Source organism: Pseudomonas sp. Z18(2022) (genome assembly GCF_036346535.1).
Lineage (GTDB): Bacteria > Pseudomonadota > Gammaproteobacteria > Pseudomonadales > Pseudomonadaceae > Aquipseudomonas > Aquipseudomonas yamanorum_A.
This window is the reverse complement of the sequence record NZ_JAOTOA010000023.1, coordinates 62927-79241: the sequence shown is the minus strand read 5'-3', so window position 1 is coordinate 79241 and position 16315 is coordinate 62927. Positions and strand designations below refer to the sequence as shown.

Sequence of the window (16315 nt, the reverse complement as noted above, 5' to 3'; positions counted from 1 at the left end):
CTGATACGACCATAGGGTCACGCAGAGGTTGCGTCGGATTCGCGATTGATTTCATGCCTCTGCCCCCAACGGCAGGCAGACGCGGAACAAGGCGCCCTCGCCTATCCGGCTCTCGACCTCGATAGTACCCCCGTGGGCCGCGACAATCTGCTCGGAGATAAACAAACCCAGGCCCAGGCCCGCCACGGCATGGCTGGCGGACACCCGCTCGAACTGCTGGAAAATGCGCTTCTGGTTGTCTTCGCTGATGCCGATCCCGTGGTCACGCACCTCGACCCGCGCCTCGCCGTGTTCGGCATACACCCGCACTTCCACCGGGCTCTTGGCCCCGTAACGCAAGGCATTGGTCAGCAGGTTGGACACCACCTGCTCGATTCGAAACTCATCCCAGTTGCCCTCGACCGGCCCTTCTTCGACCCATTTCACCGAGGACTGGGCCGCCGCCACTTGCGGGGCAAAGTTCTCCAGCAGGTTGTGCACCAGTTGCGTCAGGTCAAAGCGCCCGGGGCGGATCGACAGCTTGCCGGTGCGGATGCGCGACACGTCGAGCATGTCTTCGATCAGGCGGATCAGGCTCTGGATCTGCCGCTCATCGCGGTCAACCATGGCGTGCATCTTGTCCAGGGTGAACGCCGCTGCGTTGTCCCGCGCCAGGTGCATCTTGCGCAACTGGGTTTCCAGGATCAGCCCGTTGAGGGGCGTGCGTACTTCATGGGCAACGATCGACATGAAGTCATCGCGCATGCGCACCGCCTGTTCAAGCTCAGCCTGGGTCGCCTGCAAGCGTGTCAACAAGGCTTCCTGTTCGCGACGGCTTTGCTCCAGGGCTTCCACCTGCTGCTTCATGGCCTTGCTCTGGCGGTACAGGTCGACGAACACATTGACCTTGCTCTTGACCGCGTGGATATCCAGCGGCTTGTGCAGGAAGTCCACGGCGCCACTTTCATAACCCTTGAACGCATAGTTGAGCTCACGCCCCGCTGCGCTGACAAACACAATGGGGATGTTCTTGGTCTTTTCGGTGCCGCGCATCAGCTCGGCCAGCTCGAAGCCGTTCATGCCGGGCATCTGCACGTCGAGAATGGCCATGGCGAACTCATGCTCGAGCAGCAGCGACAAGGCCTCGTCGGCGCTCAATGCCTTGTAGACCTGGCGGTCTTCGCGCTTGATCAGCGCTTCAAGGGCCAGCAGGTTTTCCGGCAGATCGTCGACGATCAGCAGTTTGGCCTGGACAGTACTTAACATGGGGAAGATTCCAGGGAAGCCAGCAAGGTGCCGATGCGGCTCAAGGGAAGAATATGGTCAGGTGTATGCAACGCCAGGGCGGCCCGTGGCATCACGGCAATCCGGGCCTCTGAAGGGTCCTGGACGATCGTGGTACCGCCGCACTGCTTGACGTGGGCCATGCCTCGGGCGCCGTCCTGGTTGGCGCCCGTCAGCAGGATCGCCATCAAACCCTTGCCATAGACATCGGCAGCCGACTCGAACAGATAGTCGATGGCGGGCCGGGAATGGTGCACGCGGTCTTCCTGGCTCAGTGACAGGCTGCGGTCGTGCTCCACCGACAGGTGATAACCGGGGCCGGCGAAATACAGGGTGCCAGGCTGGATCACTTCCTTGTCCCGCGCCTCCACGACCTTCATCGAGACACGCCGGTCGAACACTTCCGCCAGCTGGCTGCGGCGCTCGTCCGGGAGGTGCAGCACGGTAACGATTGGCAGGCCAAAGTTCGCCGGCAACTCACCAAAAATGCTCAGCAACGCCTCGACCCCGCCTGCAGACGCGCCAATCACAATGGCTTCGATCCCGGATACCGGGCTGGCAGTCGCTTGATTCATAATTTTCGGTAGATCCGTTCTTGCTTGACCAGCGGTTCGAACTGTTTGCTGTATCCCGAGAAATCCAGGGTTTCCTTGCTGCCCAGCACCAGGAAGCCGCGATGACACAGCGACTCATGAAACAATCCAAACGCTCTATCCTGCAGCTTTTTATTGAAATAAATCAGTACGTTACGACACGAAATTAATTGAGTTTCCGAGAATACGCTGTCGGTCGCCAGGCTGTGATCGGCAAAGGTCACGTTCTCCCGCAGGGTCTTGTCGAAAATCGCGTGATCGTAAGCCGCCGTGTAGTAATCGGCAAATGAACGTTGCCCGCCGGCCTGCTGGTAGTTGTGGGTATAGGCGCGGATATTCTCAAGGGAAAAAATCCCCTGCTTGGCTTTTTCCAGGGAGCGCGGATTGATATCCGTCGCGTAGATGATGGTGCGCTCCAGCAAGCCCTCCTCCCGCAGCAGGATGGCCATGGAATACACCTCTTCCCCGGTGCTGCAGCCGGCGATCCAGATCTTGATCGATGGGTAGGTCTTGAGCAGCGGCACCACTTCCTGGCGAATCGCCAAGAAGTGCGAGGGGTCGCGAAACATCTCGCTGACGGGAATGGTCAAGAACTGCAACAGCTGCATGAACGCCGCCGGGTCGTGCAGCACCCGCTCCTGCAAGGCCGAGATGGTATTGCAGTCGAACTGGCGCAAGGCGTGGGCCACGCGGCGCTTGACCGAGGCCCCGGAGTAGTCGCGAAAGTCATAGCTGTACTTGAGGTAAATCGCCTCAATCAACAAGCGCAGTTCAATATCGGCACTTCTTTCCAATTAAATCCGTTCCATCTTGGGTAGCCATACACGAATCAACGAAAACAACCGGTCCAGGTCGATGGGCTTGGCCAGGTAATCGTTGGAACCCGCGGCGAGGCAGCGTTCCTGATCGTCCTTCATGGCCTTGGCCGTCACCGCGATGATCGGCAGCTTGCGCCAGCGCGGGTCCTGGCGGATCAAGGCCGTGGCCTCGTAACCGTCCATCTCCGGCATCATCACGTCCATCAGCACCAGGTCGATATCGTCGACTTCATTGAGTTTCTCGATGGCCTCGCGGCCGTTACGGCCGATCACCACGATCGCGCCCTTGTGTTCCAGGGCGCTGGTCAGGGCAAAGATATTGCGCACATCGTCGTCCACCAACAGGATCTTGCGCCCCTCGAAGACCTTGTCGCGGCTGCGGGCGGTCCTGAGCATTGTCTGGCGTTCATGGGACAACTGGGATTCGACTTTGTGCAGAAAGAGTGTCACCTCGTCCAGCAAACGTTCAGGTGAGCGCGCGCCCTTGATGATGATCGAGCGCGAATACTTGCGCAGTTCGGCCTCTTCGTCGCGGGTCAGATTGCGTCCGGTGTAGACAATCACCGGCGGGAACGAGCAGATGTCCTCGGTGGACATGCGCTTGAGCAACTCGTTGCCGAGCATGTCCGGCAGCTTGAGGTCGATGATCATGCAGTCGTAGATGTTGGTGCGCAGCAGGTCCAGTGCCTCCTGGGCGAAGCCAACGGCGGTGATCTCAATGTCATCGTCGCCGATCAGGCGGGCAATGCTGTCGCGCTGCAGGTCGTCATCTTCCACCAGCAGCACACGCTTGACCTTCTGCGTCAGCTTGGCTTCCAGGCGCGCAAACACGTCCTTGAGCTCTTCGCGGGTGGTGGGCTTGACCGCATACCCGATGGCGCCCATGTGCATGGCGGCTTCGACGCGGTCTTCGACGGAAATCACATGCACCGGGATGTGCCGGGTCCCGGCATGTTCCTTCAGGCGCTGCAGCACGGTCAGGCCGGAATGGTCGGGCAGGCGCATGTCCAGCAGGATCGCGTCGGGAATGTACTGCTCGGCCAGGGCGTAGCCTTCGTCGGCACCATGGGCCACCAGGCAGTGGTAACCCAGCTCATGGGCCAGGTCGAAGAGGATCCGCGCAAAGTTCGGTTCATCTTCCACCACCAGGATGCAGCGGGTGGCGAACGGCGCCTTGTCGCGGTCATCAATGAAGCGCGGGATCAGCGCGGCCTCGGCCACCGGCATCGGCGACACCTTGATGGGTGCCGGTGCGGGGGCCGGAGTCACCACACGCGGCTGTTCCGGCAGCGGCGCGTCTTCATCACGCTCCACATAGTGCTCCGGTATCACCAGGGTAAAGATGCTGCCCTGGCCCGGCTCGCTGGTGACGCTGATGTAACCGCCCAGCAAGCTGGCCAGGTCACGGGAGATAGACAGGCCCAGGCCGGTGCCGCCATACCGGCGGTTGGTGGTGCCGTCGGCCTGGCGAAAGGCTTCGAAGATGCTTTCCTGCTGGTCCGGTGCAATCCCGATGCCCGAGTCGCGCACGGTGAAGGCAATGCCTTCACCTGGCTGGCGGGAGACCGTCAGGCTGACCTGGCCCTTCTCGGTGAACTTGACCGCGTTGGACAGCAGGTTCTTGAGGATCTGCTCCAGACGCTGGCGGTCGGTGTACAGCATGTGCGGCGAACCTTCCTGGACCTCCACCTGGAACCCCAGCTTGCGGTCGGCCGCCAGCGGTTCGAACATGCCGCGCAAACCATCCACCAGACGCGCAACACTGGTGTTCTCCGGACGCATCTCCAGCTTGCCGGCCTCGACTTTGGAGATGTCGAGGATGTCGTTGATCAGGTTAAGCAGATCGTTGCCGGCCGAGTAAATCGACTCGGCAAACTTGACCTGCTCGGCGCTGAGGTTTTCCTGGGGGTTCTCCGCCAGCAACTTGGCCAGGATCAACGAGCTGTTGAGCGGTGTGCGCAGCTCATGGGACATGTTGGCAAGGAACTCGGACTTGTACTTGCTGGAGCGCTGCAACTCGTCGGCGCGCTCTTCCAGCTCGATCTGTACCCGATTGAGCTGGACGTTCTTCTCGTCCATGGCGTCGCGCTGTTCGGCCAGGGTCTGGGTCTGTTCGGCCAGTTGCTCGTTGGTCTGCTCCAGCTCTGCCTGCTGGGTTTCCAGGTGGGCCTGGGATTCCTTGAGGATGCGCGACTGTTCTTCCAGCTCTTCGTTGGCGGTCTTGAGCTCTTCCTGCTGCACTTGCAGTTCTTCATTGAGCTGCTGGGTTTCAGCGAGTACTTCCTGCAAACGCTGGCGATAACGGGCGGCTTCGATGGAGGTGCCAATGTTGTCGGCAATCAGCTCCAGCAATTCCACGTCACGCTCGTCCAGCTCGCGCAAGAAGCCCAGCTCGATCACGCCGTTGACCCGGCCATCATCGCTGGTGGGCACCACCAGCACACTGCGGGTCGGGCCCTCGCCCAGACCGGAACTGACCTTGAAGTAGTCCACCGGCACATCGTCCAGGCGAATCAGGCGGTCCTGGCGGGCCGACTGGCCGACGATGCCTTCATCGTTGTAAATCGACTGTTCCTGCTGCTCTTGCTCACGGGAGAAACCATAGGTGGCCACCCGTGTGAGGCCGCCGTGCTCTTCACGCACGTACAGCGCCGCGACCGCCGAGCCCATGTATTGGGCAAAGAACTGCAACACGTTGCGACCCAGCATGTTCAGGCTCAGTTGGCCCAGCACCTGTTCGGCCAGTTCGGTCTGGCCGTTGCGCAGCCAGGCTTGCTGTTCAAGGCGCTTGGCAATCCTCTGTTGCGACTCGAGGTTTTCGCTGTAACTCGTTGATAGTTCTAGTAAGTTCTTTCTTCCGATATACGCCAGGATGCCGCTGAGCCCGAGCACAAACACCAGGTACAGGCTGACACTGATGATGGTGGTGCGAGTGACGTCTTCATTACGGGTGATGCGGAACTGTTGCTCCATCGCCACCGCCCGGTCGTATTCCTTGCGGATCTCATCCGTCAGGCTCTTGCCGCGCCCGGCTTTCACGGCCGAACGGTAATCGCCGTTCTGGCGCTGCATGTCAATCATCGACTGGGCGTAGGTGTTCCACGCCATTTGCAGCGACTCCAGGCGCTTGAGTCGGTCTACCTGCTCCGGGTTGTCCGCCACCAGCTCCTGCAGGTTGCGCAAGTCGGAAATGATCCGCGGCTTGGCCACTTCATACGGGTCGAGGAAGTGCTCGTCGCCGGTGATCAAAAAGCCGCGCATGCCGGTTTCCAGGTCAACCGTCAGCTTGGAGGTTTCGTTGAGGTTGTTGATCACCCGGTCGGTGTGCTCCACCCACTGGATCACCGACAGCAGGTAAGTGATCAGGCACACGAAAAACACCGCGCTGAGCACGCCGACGCCCAGCGGCAACGCCACGTTGCGGCCCAGCAGTTTACGGAAGCTTTTCTCATCGACTGACGACGCGGGAGTCATGGGCATGCCTTGGCCAAGTGCGGAAAAACGAGGAGTTTGCCCCAAAGTCGCGCCGCAACGCTATTTTTCTGCCGGAATTGGTCTAATTGACTGCGTAAGTCATTGAAAAATCGACGAGTGCCCGTGGTTTTTTACAGGTTGCAATTGACCGTGTTCCTCGCACACAACGGCGCCTGTAGCTGCGCCCTGTAGACACAGCACAATTTAGTAACACTGGAGGACATTCCTACACATACGCGGCACAATGTCTCCCCTGTTTCGGGAACTTGCCGAGATTGACGCAACTCATTAGAGGATGGTCTTTCAACCGATCAAGACCTGCACCCCTCAACTTCTCGGGAACCCTGACTATGTCCGCCGCAGCCTCCACCATCCTTGTCGTCGAAGACGATGCCATCGTGCGTATGCTGATCGTCGATGTCCTCGAAGAGCTGGAATTCCAGGTGCTTGAAGCGGCCGATGCCGAAGCGGCGCTGGGCATCATCGGCAATACCGCGCAGGTCATCGACCTGATGATGACCGATGTCGGCCTGCCCGACATGGACGGCAAGCAACTGGCCATCAAGGCCCGCGAATTGCGTCCAGCCCTGCCCATTCTGTTTGCCAGTGGCTATGCCGAAAACATCGACGTGCCAGCTGATATGCAGGTGATTGGCAAGCCGTTCTCGATCGATCAGTTGCGTGACAAGGTCAAATCGATGCTGGCCTGAATCCATCCCCTTCAATGCCGCCCTCTCGTGGCGGCATTTTCGCGCCCGTTGCAGGCCTGCAAACATTCCATGACGCCCCTCGCCAACCCACCCTGGGCTTTCGACTGAGCCGCAATCAACGGCTGAGGGATTAACGTGACGTTCGGCCAATAAAACGCGAAACTCCACGCCATCATCTCCCCAACCCCGGTACAGAGTTTAGGAAGGACGCAACAACATGATGACAAAACCGACGCGCCTGCTGTTGGCGAGCCTCTCGATTCTCATGAGCACCGGCGCCTGGGCCGATTTCACCGCCACGCCGAGTGAAGCCCGGGCCATCGCCAAGGAAGCCTACCTGTATGGCTTCCCCGTGGTGGAGATGTACAAGACCCTCTACAGCCAGGCCGTCGACAAGACCGGGCCGAATTTCAAGGCGCCGTTCAACCATATCGGTAACACCGCGCAGGCGATAACCCCCAAGGACACTGCGATCCCCACGCCCAACCCGGACACCCCCAACTCGTTTGTCTGGCTGGACCTGCGGGCCGAACCGGTGGTGCTGACCCTGCCGAAGATCGAAGACAACCGCTACTACGCCGTGCAGTTGATCGACCTTTATACGCAGAACTTCGGCTACCTGGGCACCCGCAGCACCGGCAACAACGGTGGCCACTACATGGTTGCCGGCCCTGGCTGGAAAGGCCAGCAACCGACCAATATCGACCGGGTGGTGTACAGCGAAAGCAACATCGCCTACGCCCTGTACCGCACGCAATTGTTCGATGAGAAGGACCTGGGCAAGGTCAAGCAGATCCAGGGCGGCTACAAGGTCCAGACCCTGAGCAACTATGTAAACCAGCCCAAACCGGTCAAGCCGCCGAAAATTGCCTGGCCCAAGCCCACGCCGACCATGAGCGACAGCGTGCACCTGTTCCGCTACCTGAACTTCATGTTGGCCTACGCCGCACCACAGGACAGTGAAAAGGACCTGTTGGCACGGTTTGCGAAAATTGGCGTCGAGGCCGGTAAACCGTTCGACCTCAAGGCACTGACCGTTGAGCAACGCAAAGCCCTGGATGACGGCATCGCCGACGGCAAGGCCGAGTACGCAGCCTTCAAGAAAGACAAGATCGACACCCACCAGGTAACCAGTGGTGACCTGTTCGGCAACCGCGACCATCTGCAAAACAATTACCTGTACCGCTACGCCGGCGCCAACGTGCACCTGTTCGGCAACTCCGGCGATGAAACCGCCTACCTGCGTTACTCCGTGGACAGTGAAGGCAAACCCGCCAACGGCGCCCGTCACAGCTACACCCTGCACTTCGCCAAGGACCAGTTGCCACCGGCCGGCGCCTTCTGGTCACTGACCATGTACAACGCCAAGACCAACCTGCTGACGCCCAACCTGAAGAAGCGCTACCTGCTCACCTCGGGGATGATGCCCAACTTCAAGCTTGATGCCGACGGCGGCCTGACGCTGCTGGTGGCGCACCACGAGCCGCCGAAAGCCGAACAGAGCAACTGGCTGCCGGCACCTCCCGGCCCGTTCTACGCCCTGTTGCGCATTTACCTGCCCAAGCCTGAAGTGGGTAACGGTCAATGGAAACAGCCCCCACTGACACCGATCAAGTAGGTTCTTATCAGCTGATGCCGGCGCGGGTGGATTTGCACGCGCCGGGCCCCTCCTCGCTTCCGCCGGCAAATTGGCCAATAGCTATCACTGCACCGAGGACAGATTCACCGCAAACAGGTAATGTGCGCGCCATCGCATCACCCGCCAGGAGGGTGATGCCGTTGTTCATGGAGTTGCACCGCACATGAGTTGCTGGAACATCCTCGGCCTGCCTTCTGATGCCGATACCCGCACGATCAAACGCCAATACGCCACCCTGCTGAAGAAAACCCGCCCGGATGATGATCCTGAGGGTTTCCAACGCCTGCGAGAGGCCTATGAAGAGGCGTTGAACTGGAGCGAATGGCAGCAGGAACCGGATCAGACAGCGGTCCTGGAGCACGTGCCCACGACCGTCGCAGCCCAGACCCTGCAACAGCAGTATCAGCAAGCCCTGGCAACCGGCAGCGGGCTGGCGTTTGAAGTCACCCTGCTGCAACGCATCGTCGACACCCAGGATGTCAGCCTTGACGACCGCCAATGGGCCTTTGAAACCTTCCACTGGCTGAGCGCCTGGCAACGCCTGGAACTGCCCGGCGTGCTGATCGAAGCCCTGGAAATGCACAGCAAGGCGGCCCTGCAGAAATCCTTGCGCCTGCCTCTGGAACAGCAGGATGAAGCCGGGTTCCTGGCCGCCTATGCGGCGCGCCTGCGTGAACCCTGGATTGACAAGACACCCCATGCGCAGTGGTTCAACACGTGGCTGGCCAAGCTGCTGCTGGACACTCGCTACTGGTCCCCGACCGTGTTTGAAACCGTATGCGCCGGCCAGGGCTGGCACGGCGGCAGCGATCATGCATGCCCGCCCGGCGACTGGCCGCAGCTGTTGCGGCGCCAGCAAAGCCCGCAGTTTATCGCCCGCCAACGGGAGCTGGCCGCCGAACCTCCCGGCACCCCGCAACAACGCGCCGCGCGCCTGCTGCTGGCGCCCATGACCCTGGGCCAGCGCCGCGCCTTCGCCCAACGCCTGAGCACAGACGACTGGGCCGCCTGCCAACGCCTCAGCGCCGATATCTATGCCGACCACCCCACAGTGGCCGCCTCGATGCCCGGCGGTACACCCTACTTCTGGCAAGGCTGGGAGCGGACATTCGACAGTTGGCCACTGGTGCTGGCGACTGTCCTGGGCTGCATGGTGGGCGCCATGATCCATGCCGATTCCCTGGCCGGCAACCTGCTGCAAACCCTTGGCGTCGGCCTGTTGTGGTCGATCCCCATAGTGATGGGCGGCTTCGTGGGGTGGCATGTATGGCGCCCACTGGCTCACCAGTATCGCGTGCTGGATGAGCGCCTGGGCGCCCGGCTTCCGATGTGGTTGAGCCCGACGCGCTTGCCGCTGCTGCCCCTGCGCGACCTGTTGCCGGGCGCGGTGATGATGGCGGCGGTCGGTTACAAAATCGGCCCGGCAGCCAGCGTGGTGCTGCTGCTCGTACTGGCGGCCATCGGCCTGCTCAAGCGGCACACCCGGAAGACCTACACCCCGTGGACGGCCGGCAACAGCCAATGGCCGACCAGCATGATCGCCTTGTGCATCGCCGGGTGCGTGGTGCTGTATGGCGGATTGAAAATGCTCGACGGCCGGCATCAGGTCAATCGCAACCAGGGCTTGCAGCAATGGACCGAACGCCTTTGCAGCCGCCTGCCGGCCACGGCCCAGGAATGCCAGGCACCCGCCACCGAAGCACAATGGTATGGCCAGGAGGCAAAACGATGAATCCGAAATGGTTGGTGCCCATCGGCCTGACATTGGGCCTGGGTTTGATGGGCCTGGCCGGCGCCAGTAAGCAGGTGGCACAAGTGCAACTGTGGCTGGACAAGCGCGATGGCCCCGAAACCGCCAAGGCCAGCGCCCTGGCGCCGATCATCGACTGCATGAACCGTGTCGACCGGGACTGGCGTCTTTTCTACTACGGCTACACCCATCAGCAATGGTACAGGCCGTCCATCTTCGACGAGCAGACTTACGATTCCCTCGTGCAGATGGACCGGATCCTCAAAGAGTACGGCGATCACGACGAAGCCCAGGGCCGGGACTTGCAAAACGATATCTGCGCCCAGCGCGTCACCGGCAAGCTTGAGCGCCTGGAACCCGACAGCCCGTTGATCAACGCTGCCGGGCGCTACGTGATGGCGTTGCAGAACGTCACGCCGCTGACCAACTCGTTCGACTTCTACCAGCGGTACGGCCAGTCGCGCTTTCAACCACCAGAGGGCCAGGTGGCACAGGCCATGGTCATCAAGGGCGACGCGTATATGGCCGCCTCCACCGAGCTGCGCAAGCGCCTGGAGCGCGAGGATGTGCGCCTGCGTCCCGGGCAACTGGCGCTGCTGCAGGCGCGCTTTGGCCAGGACATCAATTGGCACCTGCTCAACTACATGATTGCCGCACGCACGGCCGTGGACGAGTTGGAGCAAGGGGCGTACCTGGCCACCCTCACGCCGCAGACCCTCGCGCCGTTGATCGACGCGGTGCAACAGGCGAGCGCCCAGGGCAAGGACTATGTACGCCTGCACCCCGGCAAGCCGCGGGACGAGTTTGCCCACTATCTCTGGCACACCATCACGCCGGCGGCGGACGCCTACCTGCAAGCCTTGCAAACCCTGCAACAGCATTGGCGCGAGCATGGGACGCCGCAGCAACTGAGTGACGATTTTGCCCTCGTCACCCACCGCTACGACGTGTTGCTCAGCTTCTACAACAAACCGGCCCGCAGCACCTTTTGAGGCCTGGCCCTTTTTAAGCTTGAGGTACGACTGAGGCAGGTTCGAAGCCAAACTGAAGGCAACCACTGCCCCGATTAACAGTCTTTGACACTTTTCCGACAAAGCTCACAAAGACCCGTGGACGGCCCGCCCCTAGCATTCGAGCATCCAAACCACCCCCCGGGTGCTCATCATGTTCCGTACATTGCGCAGTATCCCGCTGCTGGGTTGCCTGCTAAGCAGCCTCGGCTGCCACGGCCAACCGCCTGCCCCGCCGCCGATCCCCAAGGGCGACTACAGCGCAATCATCCGTTACCTGCAAAAACGCATTCCCGTGGAGATGGCCCGGCAAAATATCGCCGGCTTGTCCATCGCCCTGGTCAACGGCCAGGAGCTGATCTGGGCCCACGGGTTCGGCGTTGCCGACAAGGCCCTGGGCAAACCGGTCACGCCCAACACCGCGTTCCGCGCCGGCGCCCTCTCCAAGCTGCTCACCGCCACCGCTGCCCTGCAACTGGTGGAGCAACAGCGCCTGGCCCTCGACGCGCCAATCCAGGACACCCTGCGGGAATTCTACGTACGCTCGCGCTTTCATTCCGACCAGGCCGCCGCCGACCGCGACATCACCCTGCGCCGCCTGCTCAGCCACCAGTCCGGCTTGCCCAGCGAACACCTGCGGGACGTGAACAACACCTTCGCCATGGGACAGATGCCGATGCGCGTTTCCGGCGTATGGCTGAGCACCCCACCGGGCACCCAGGTGGCCTATTCCAACCTTGGCTACGCCCTGGCCGGCGCCGTCATCGAGCGCAGCAGCGGGCAGGATTTCGAGACCCGCCTGCAAAGCAGCCTGCTCAAGCCCCTGGAGATGAACCAGTCCAGCTTCATCGGCACCGGCGCGCAACCGGGCTTCCGCGCCCGGGGTTATGAAGACGGCACCGCCAGCCCCGACGCCCAGGTACGCGACCTCGCTGCCGCCGGCTTGTGGGCCAGCCCCAAAGACCTCAGCCACTACGTGCAAATGCTCTTCGCCCGGGGCCTCTATAAAGGCAAACAGGTACTGGGCAGCCCGTCGATCGATGAAATGTTCACCCAGCAAAACACCGGCAACGCCCTGGACTTCGACTGCCAGATGGGCCTGGGGTGGTTTCTCGCGCCCTGTGGTGACGAGCCGGTCGGCCCCGGCATTCGCACCTTCCAGCACAGCGGTGGCGGGGATGATTTCGCAGCGCAATTGACGATGCTCCCGGACCAGCAACTGGCCGTGATCGTGATGGCCAACGACAGCAACGCCGAAGAGATGGTGGTGTCCCTGACCACCGACACCCTGCGCCTGATGCTTCAGGCCCAGACCGGCGACCCGGTGTGTGCCGACAACTGCCAGGAGCCCGCCCACGGCCTGAAGATCCGCCAGGTGCCCGCCGCCATCGACCGCAAGCGCCTGGCCGGTTTCTACGCCACGGCCTGGGGCGTTTTCCGCATCAAAGACGACAACGGCAAGCTGTATGGCGAGCTGGCCGACACCCGCTTCGAACTGTTGCGCGACGGCCATGGCTGGCTGCGGGCGCAGCAGAAATTCCTCGGCTTCTGGCTCAAGGACCTGGGCGAACTGGGCCGCGTGCAACTGGATGTCGTGACGGTGCAAGGCCGCCAGATGCTCACCGCCCGCAGCCACGGCCAGCGCGTGCCCGTAGGCGAGCGCATCGAACAGACGCCATTGACCACCGCCTGGGCCGACACCATCGGCACCTATCAGGTGCTCAACACCCATGAAGCCGACGCACCGCTGAGCGGCATCAGCGTACGCCTGGAAAACGGCTTCCTGGTGATCCGCGGCCAACTGCACGACCAGCCCCTCACCGACTACATCCTGCTGCCCGTGGACAACGCCCACGCGGTGCTTGCCGGCAACGGCTATGGCCTGGGCGACACCGTGAGCCGCCAGGTCAACGGCCTGAGCGCCTCCGGCTACCACTTCAAACGTACCGATTCTCCCCACAACCCATTGAGTCTGTGACCTCACATGAAGACCCTCCTGCGTTCAAAACACCTGTGCCTGTCCCTGACGTCGCTGTGCCTGCTGGCCAGCGCCGACACCCTGCTGGCCGACGACTGGGAATACACCCTCAAGGCCGGCGTGGCCAACCTGCCCCGCTACAGCGGCAGCGACGAGCGGGTGACCGCGCCGGTGCTGGGGGCGGCCATCGTCAGCCCATGGGGGATTTTCCTCGACACCGACAAGGGCCTGGGCTGGGGGTATGACGGTGGTGGCGCGAGCTTCAGCGCCTACGTCGGCGCCAGCGGCTCACGCAAGGACGAAAGCAAAAGCGGGCGCCCGGGCTCGAAGAAGCTCAAGGGCATGGGCGAGATCAAGAGCCGCGCCCAGGTGGGCGTGAGTGGCAGCTATAACCTGGGCGGCGTGATAATCGGCGCAACCCTGGAACATGCGCTGGAAGAGGATGACCACAAGGATTCGGGCAAGGCCTTCACCCACCTGGAACTGAGCCTGGGCACCAACCTGTATGACGGCGACTACGGTTCGCTGGACGCCAGCCTCAGCAGCCACTTTGGTGACAGCAACTACATGCAGACCTGGTACGGCGTCACCACCGGGCAGGCCGCGCAGAGTCGCTTCAAAGCCTACAAGGCCAGCGGCGGCAATATCAGCAACGGGATGAATTTGGTGTGGAGCCTGCCGATCAGCGAGCACACCAAGTTCTCGACCTTGCTGGATGTGCAGTACCTGGCCGACAAGGCCGGGCAGAGCCCGATTGTGGAGCGACGCTTGCAGACCTCGGTGATGGGGATGGTCGAGTACACCTTCTAATTGGGTAACCCAATCAAAAATGTGGGAGCTGGCTTGCCTGCGATGCAGGCACCTCGGTCTTTCAGTGAGACACAGGTGATGCTATCGCAGGCAAGCCAGCTCCCACATCTGATCTCCATCGTTCCTCGCTCGTTACTCGATATACGCCCACGTCATCCGGAACGACGCCCCGCCCCATTCCGAATCCAGCACTTCAACCTGCCCGCCGTGCCACTGGCACACCCGCTGCACCAGCGCCAGGCCAAGGCCGAAGCCACCGGTGCGGCGGTCGCGGCTGGAATCCAGGCGCAGGAACGGTTCGAAAATCTTCGACCGCCCCTCCACCGGCACCCCGGGGCCGTCGTCATTCACCCGAACTTCATAGCCGGCACCAAACTTCACCAGCGACACCTCCACGCGCCGGTCGGCGTAGCGAATCGCGTTGCGCAACAGGTTGATCACCGCCCGTGCCATAAAACGCGGCTCGATGCGGATGTAGTCGACTTCACAGGTGCGCAGCAGCAACTGCACCCCTTCCGCCTCGGCCTCCAGGGCCACGCTGCCGATCACGCTGTCGAGCCAGCTGTGGGCCTCGATGCTTTCCCGGGTGATCTGCGTGGCGCCGCGTTCCAGGCTGGCGTAGGTCAACAGTTCGGAGACCATTTCTTCCAGCTCGCCAAGGTCGGCGTACATGTCGGCGATCAGTGGGCCGCTTTGGCGCAGGTCGGCCTGTTGCTTGAGCTGGTCCAGCTCAAACGACAGTCGCGCAATCGGCGTGCGCAGTTCATGGGAGACCGCGTTGGTCAGCTCGCGCTGGTTGGCGATCAGGCTTTCGATGCGTTCGGCCATCTGGTTGAAGTGCCCTGCCAGCTCGCGCACCGTGGAGCGGCGCGGCAGCAGGATGCGCGAGCCGAGGTCGTTGTCGCCGAAACGCTGGGCCGCCAGGCGGATGTGCTCCAGGTCACGCCAATGGGGGCGTACCCAGAAATACAAGACGATTGCCAGGCACAGGCCCAGGAAGCCATACGCCCACATGTACAGCCACTTGGGCTCTTCCGGCAGCTTGATTTCGAGCATCTGCGGGCCGCCATCAATGTCCACCAGGAACTCCATGAAGTCCCCGCGCACCAACAATTGCCCAGCGGCCAGCAGCTGTTTTTCACGCTCGGTCATCGCCAACTGGTCACGCTGTACCAGCTTCAGCCGCAGCCCATAGTGCGGCTGCAACTCGGCCAGGCGTGCGGCCCGCGCTTCGCCCGTCACCGGCCGCAACTGCTCCACCAGCCCATAGGCCGGGCCGCGCAAGGCTTCGCGGTTGTAAGTTTCGTTGGCCTCCGGCAGCAGCTCATCGAAGGTGTAGTTCACCAGCCAGATCGCACCCGCCAAGCCAATGGCCAGGATGATATACAGACGCAGAAACAGCCGTAACATCTAGACCTCCCACGCAAACGGGTTGAACAGGTAGCCCTTGCCCCAGATGGTCTTGATGCACACCGGCTCGCGAGGGTTGTCATTGAGCTTGCCGCGCAGCTTGCTGATGTACACGTCGACACTGCGGTTGAGACCGTCGAAGGCGATCCCGCGCATGCGGTTGAGGATGTCATCACGGGAGAGGATCTTCCCGGCGGCGCTGGCCAGCAACCACAGCAGTTCGAATTCCATGGTGGTGAGGTCGATCTTCTCGCCGCCCAGGCTGACCACCCGGCAACTGCGGTCGATGGCCAGCCGGCCGAACTCAAGGGAGCCGCGCACCGTGGCTTCCGGGGTCTGGCGGCGTTGCAGGGCGCGCAGGCGGGCCAGCAGCACCGGCGGCTTGATCGGTTTGATCACGTAGTCGTCGGCGCCGGACTCCAGGCCCAGAATGTGGTCCAGGTCGTCTTCCTTGGCGGTCAGGATCACGATCGGCGTGTCGGACACATTGCGGATTTCGCGGCACACATGCAGGCCGCTTTGGCCGGGCAGCATCAGGTCGAGCACGACGATCTTGGGCTTGAACTCCAGGAAGGCCGCCAGCGCCAGGTCACCCCGGTGCACGGCCAGTACCTCGAAGCCATGCTGGGACAGGAAATGGGCGATCAGCCCTGCCAGCTTCTGATCGTCCTCCACGAGCAAGACCTTGCCGAGACCCAAGTTATCCATAAATTTCCAGTACGCGCGCGGATTGAAGTGTGCGCATTATAGGTGGCAAGCAGGCAGACTAAAGCAGCTGGCCATCATTGGCCGACGAAGCTTCATGCTTTTAAGAGTTTTTAACAAATAGCCTGCAATCTTTAACGCCATCACAGGGAGTT

Annotated in this window: 13 protein-coding genes; 6 read left to right on the top strand and 7 right to left on the bottom strand. The window is 61.8% G+C overall.

The features are described from left to right. Positions 1-51 precede the first annotated feature (51 nt). The 4 genes from V3W39_RS28775 to V3W39_RS28760 are packed head-to-tail and all read right to left on the bottom strand — an operon-like array spanning position 52 to position 6148. A complete protein-coding gene (locus V3W39_RS28775) occupies positions 52-1245 on the bottom strand; it encodes a hybrid sensor histidine kinase/response regulator (RefSeq protein ID WP_177044254.1) in 1194 nt (397 codons plus the stop codon). Then, on the bottom strand, positions 1239-1838 hold the full coding sequence (locus tag V3W39_RS28770) for a chemotaxis protein CheB (RefSeq protein WP_177077812.1): 600 nt from the start codon (positions 1836-1838) through the stop codon (positions 1239-1241). Before V3W39_RS28770 ends, V3W39_RS28775 begins: the two co-directional genes overlap by 7 nt. After that, entirely contained in the window at positions 1835-2650 is an 816-nt protein-coding gene (locus V3W39_RS28765; protein ID WP_177044252.1) for a CheR family methyltransferase, read from the bottom strand. Before V3W39_RS28765 ends, V3W39_RS28770 begins: the two co-directional genes overlap by 4 nt. Then, complete coding sequence (locus tag V3W39_RS28760) at positions 2651-6148, bottom strand: response regulator (protein WP_330213819.1); 3498 nt, start codon at positions 6146-6148, stop codon at positions 2651-2653. Positions 6149-6498: 350 nt separating this feature from the next. On the opposite strand from V3W39_RS28760, the gene V3W39_RS28755 reads away from it, so the two are divergent. Then, on the top strand, positions 6499-6858 hold the full coding sequence (locus tag V3W39_RS28755; protein WP_177044250.1) for a response regulator: 360 nt from the start codon (positions 6499-6501) through the stop codon (positions 6856-6858). Positions 6859-7075: 217 nt separating this feature from the next. Next, positions 7076-8476: a DUF1254 domain-containing protein gene (locus tag V3W39_RS28750; protein ID WP_330213818.1), complete on the top strand. Its 1401-nt coding sequence runs from the start codon at positions 7076-7078 to the stop codon at positions 8474-8476. Between the two features lie 7 nt (positions 8477-8483). Here V3W39_RS28750 and V3W39_RS28745 read toward each other — a convergent pair whose 3' ends face one another. Continuing rightward, on the bottom strand, positions 8484-8645 hold the full coding sequence (locus V3W39_RS28745; RefSeq protein WP_330213817.1) for a hypothetical protein: 162 nt from the start codon (positions 8643-8645) through the stop codon (positions 8484-8486). Between the two features lie 15 nt (positions 8646-8660). On the opposite strand from V3W39_RS28745, the gene V3W39_RS28740 reads away from it, so the two are divergent. The 4 genes from V3W39_RS28740 to V3W39_RS28725 all read left to right on the top strand — a co-directional run bounded on the left by V3W39_RS28740 (position 8661) and on the right by V3W39_RS28725 (position 14045). After that, on the top strand, positions 8661-10229 hold the full coding sequence (locus V3W39_RS28740) for a J domain-containing protein (protein WP_330213816.1): 1569 nt from the start codon (positions 8661-8663) through the stop codon (positions 10227-10229). Continuing rightward, a complete protein-coding gene (locus tag V3W39_RS28735; protein ID WP_330213815.1) occupies positions 10226-11239 on the top strand; it encodes a DUF3829 domain-containing protein in 1014 nt (337 codons plus the stop codon). The genes V3W39_RS28740 and V3W39_RS28735 overlap by 4 nt, the downstream gene beginning before the upstream one ends. Positions 11240-11411: 172 nt before the next feature. Then, positions 11412-13235, top strand: a complete 1824-nt coding sequence (locus tag V3W39_RS28730; protein ID WP_330213814.1) for a serine hydrolase domain-containing protein — start codon at positions 11412-11414, stop codon at positions 13233-13235. Positions 13236-13241: 6 nt separating this feature from the next. After that, positions 13242-14045: a MipA/OmpV family protein gene (locus V3W39_RS28725; RefSeq protein ID WP_177077822.1), complete on the top strand. Its 804-nt coding sequence runs from the start codon at positions 13242-13244 to the stop codon at positions 14043-14045. Positions 14046-14177: 132 nt separating this feature from the next. Here V3W39_RS28725 and V3W39_RS28720 read toward each other — a convergent pair whose 3' ends face one another. Together V3W39_RS28720 and V3W39_RS28715 are read right to left on the bottom strand one after the other, a co-directional pair. Continuing rightward, positions 14178-15455, bottom strand: coding sequence for an ATP-binding protein (locus V3W39_RS28720; protein ID WP_330213813.1), 1278 nt, complete (start codon positions 15453-15455; stop codon positions 14178-14180). Then, on the bottom strand, positions 15456-16163 hold the full coding sequence (locus tag V3W39_RS28715; protein WP_330213812.1) for a winged helix-turn-helix domain-containing protein: 708 nt from the start codon (positions 16161-16163) through the stop codon (positions 15456-15458). Positions 16164-16315 lie beyond the last annotated feature (152 nt).

Bases quoted from the DNA above. Each gene is read 5' to 3' on its own strand.
- V3W39_RS28760 (WP_330213819.1), bottom strand. From the start codon at position 6,148: ATGACTCCCGCGTCGTCAGTCGATGAGAAAAGCTTCCGTAAACTGCTG.
- V3W39_RS28715 (WP_330213812.1), bottom strand. From the start codon at position 16,163: ATGGATAACTTGGGTCTCGGCAAGGTCTTGCTCGTGGAGGACGATCAG.
- V3W39_RS28735 (WP_330213815.1), top strand. From the start codon at position 10,226: ATGAATCCGAAATGGTTGGTGCCCATCGGCCTGACATTGGGCCTGGGT.
- V3W39_RS28725 (WP_177077822.1), top strand. From the start codon at position 13,242: ATGAAGACCCTCCTGCGTTCAAAACACCTGTGCCTGTCCCTGACGTCG.
- V3W39_RS28745 (WP_330213817.1), bottom strand. From the start codon at position 8,645: ATGAACAACGGCATCACCCTCCTGGCGGGTGATGCGATGGCGCGCACA.
- V3W39_RS28720 (WP_330213813.1), bottom strand. From the start codon at position 15,455: ATGTTACGGCTGTTTCTGCGTCTGTATATCATCCTGGCCATTGGCTTG.
- V3W39_RS28775 (WP_177044254.1), bottom strand. From the start codon at position 1,245: ATGTTAAGTACTGTCCAGGCCAAACTGCTGATCGTCGACGATCTGCCG.
- V3W39_RS28750 (WP_330213818.1), top strand. From the start codon at position 7,076: ATGATGACAAAACCGACGCGCCTGCTGTTGGCGAGCCTCTCGATTCTC.
- V3W39_RS28770 (WP_177077812.1), bottom strand. From the start codon at position 1,838: ATGAATCAAGCGACTGCCAGCCCGGTATCCGGGATCGAAGCCATTGTG.
- V3W39_RS28730 (WP_330213814.1), top strand. From the start codon at position 11,412: ATGTTCCGTACATTGCGCAGTATCCCGCTGCTGGGTTGCCTGCTAAGC.
- V3W39_RS28755 (WP_177044250.1), top strand. From the start codon at position 6,499: ATGTCCGCCGCAGCCTCCACCATCCTTGTCGTCGAAGACGATGCCATC.
- V3W39_RS28740 (WP_330213816.1), top strand. From the start codon at position 8,661: ATGAGTTGCTGGAACATCCTCGGCCTGCCTTCTGATGCCGATACCCGC.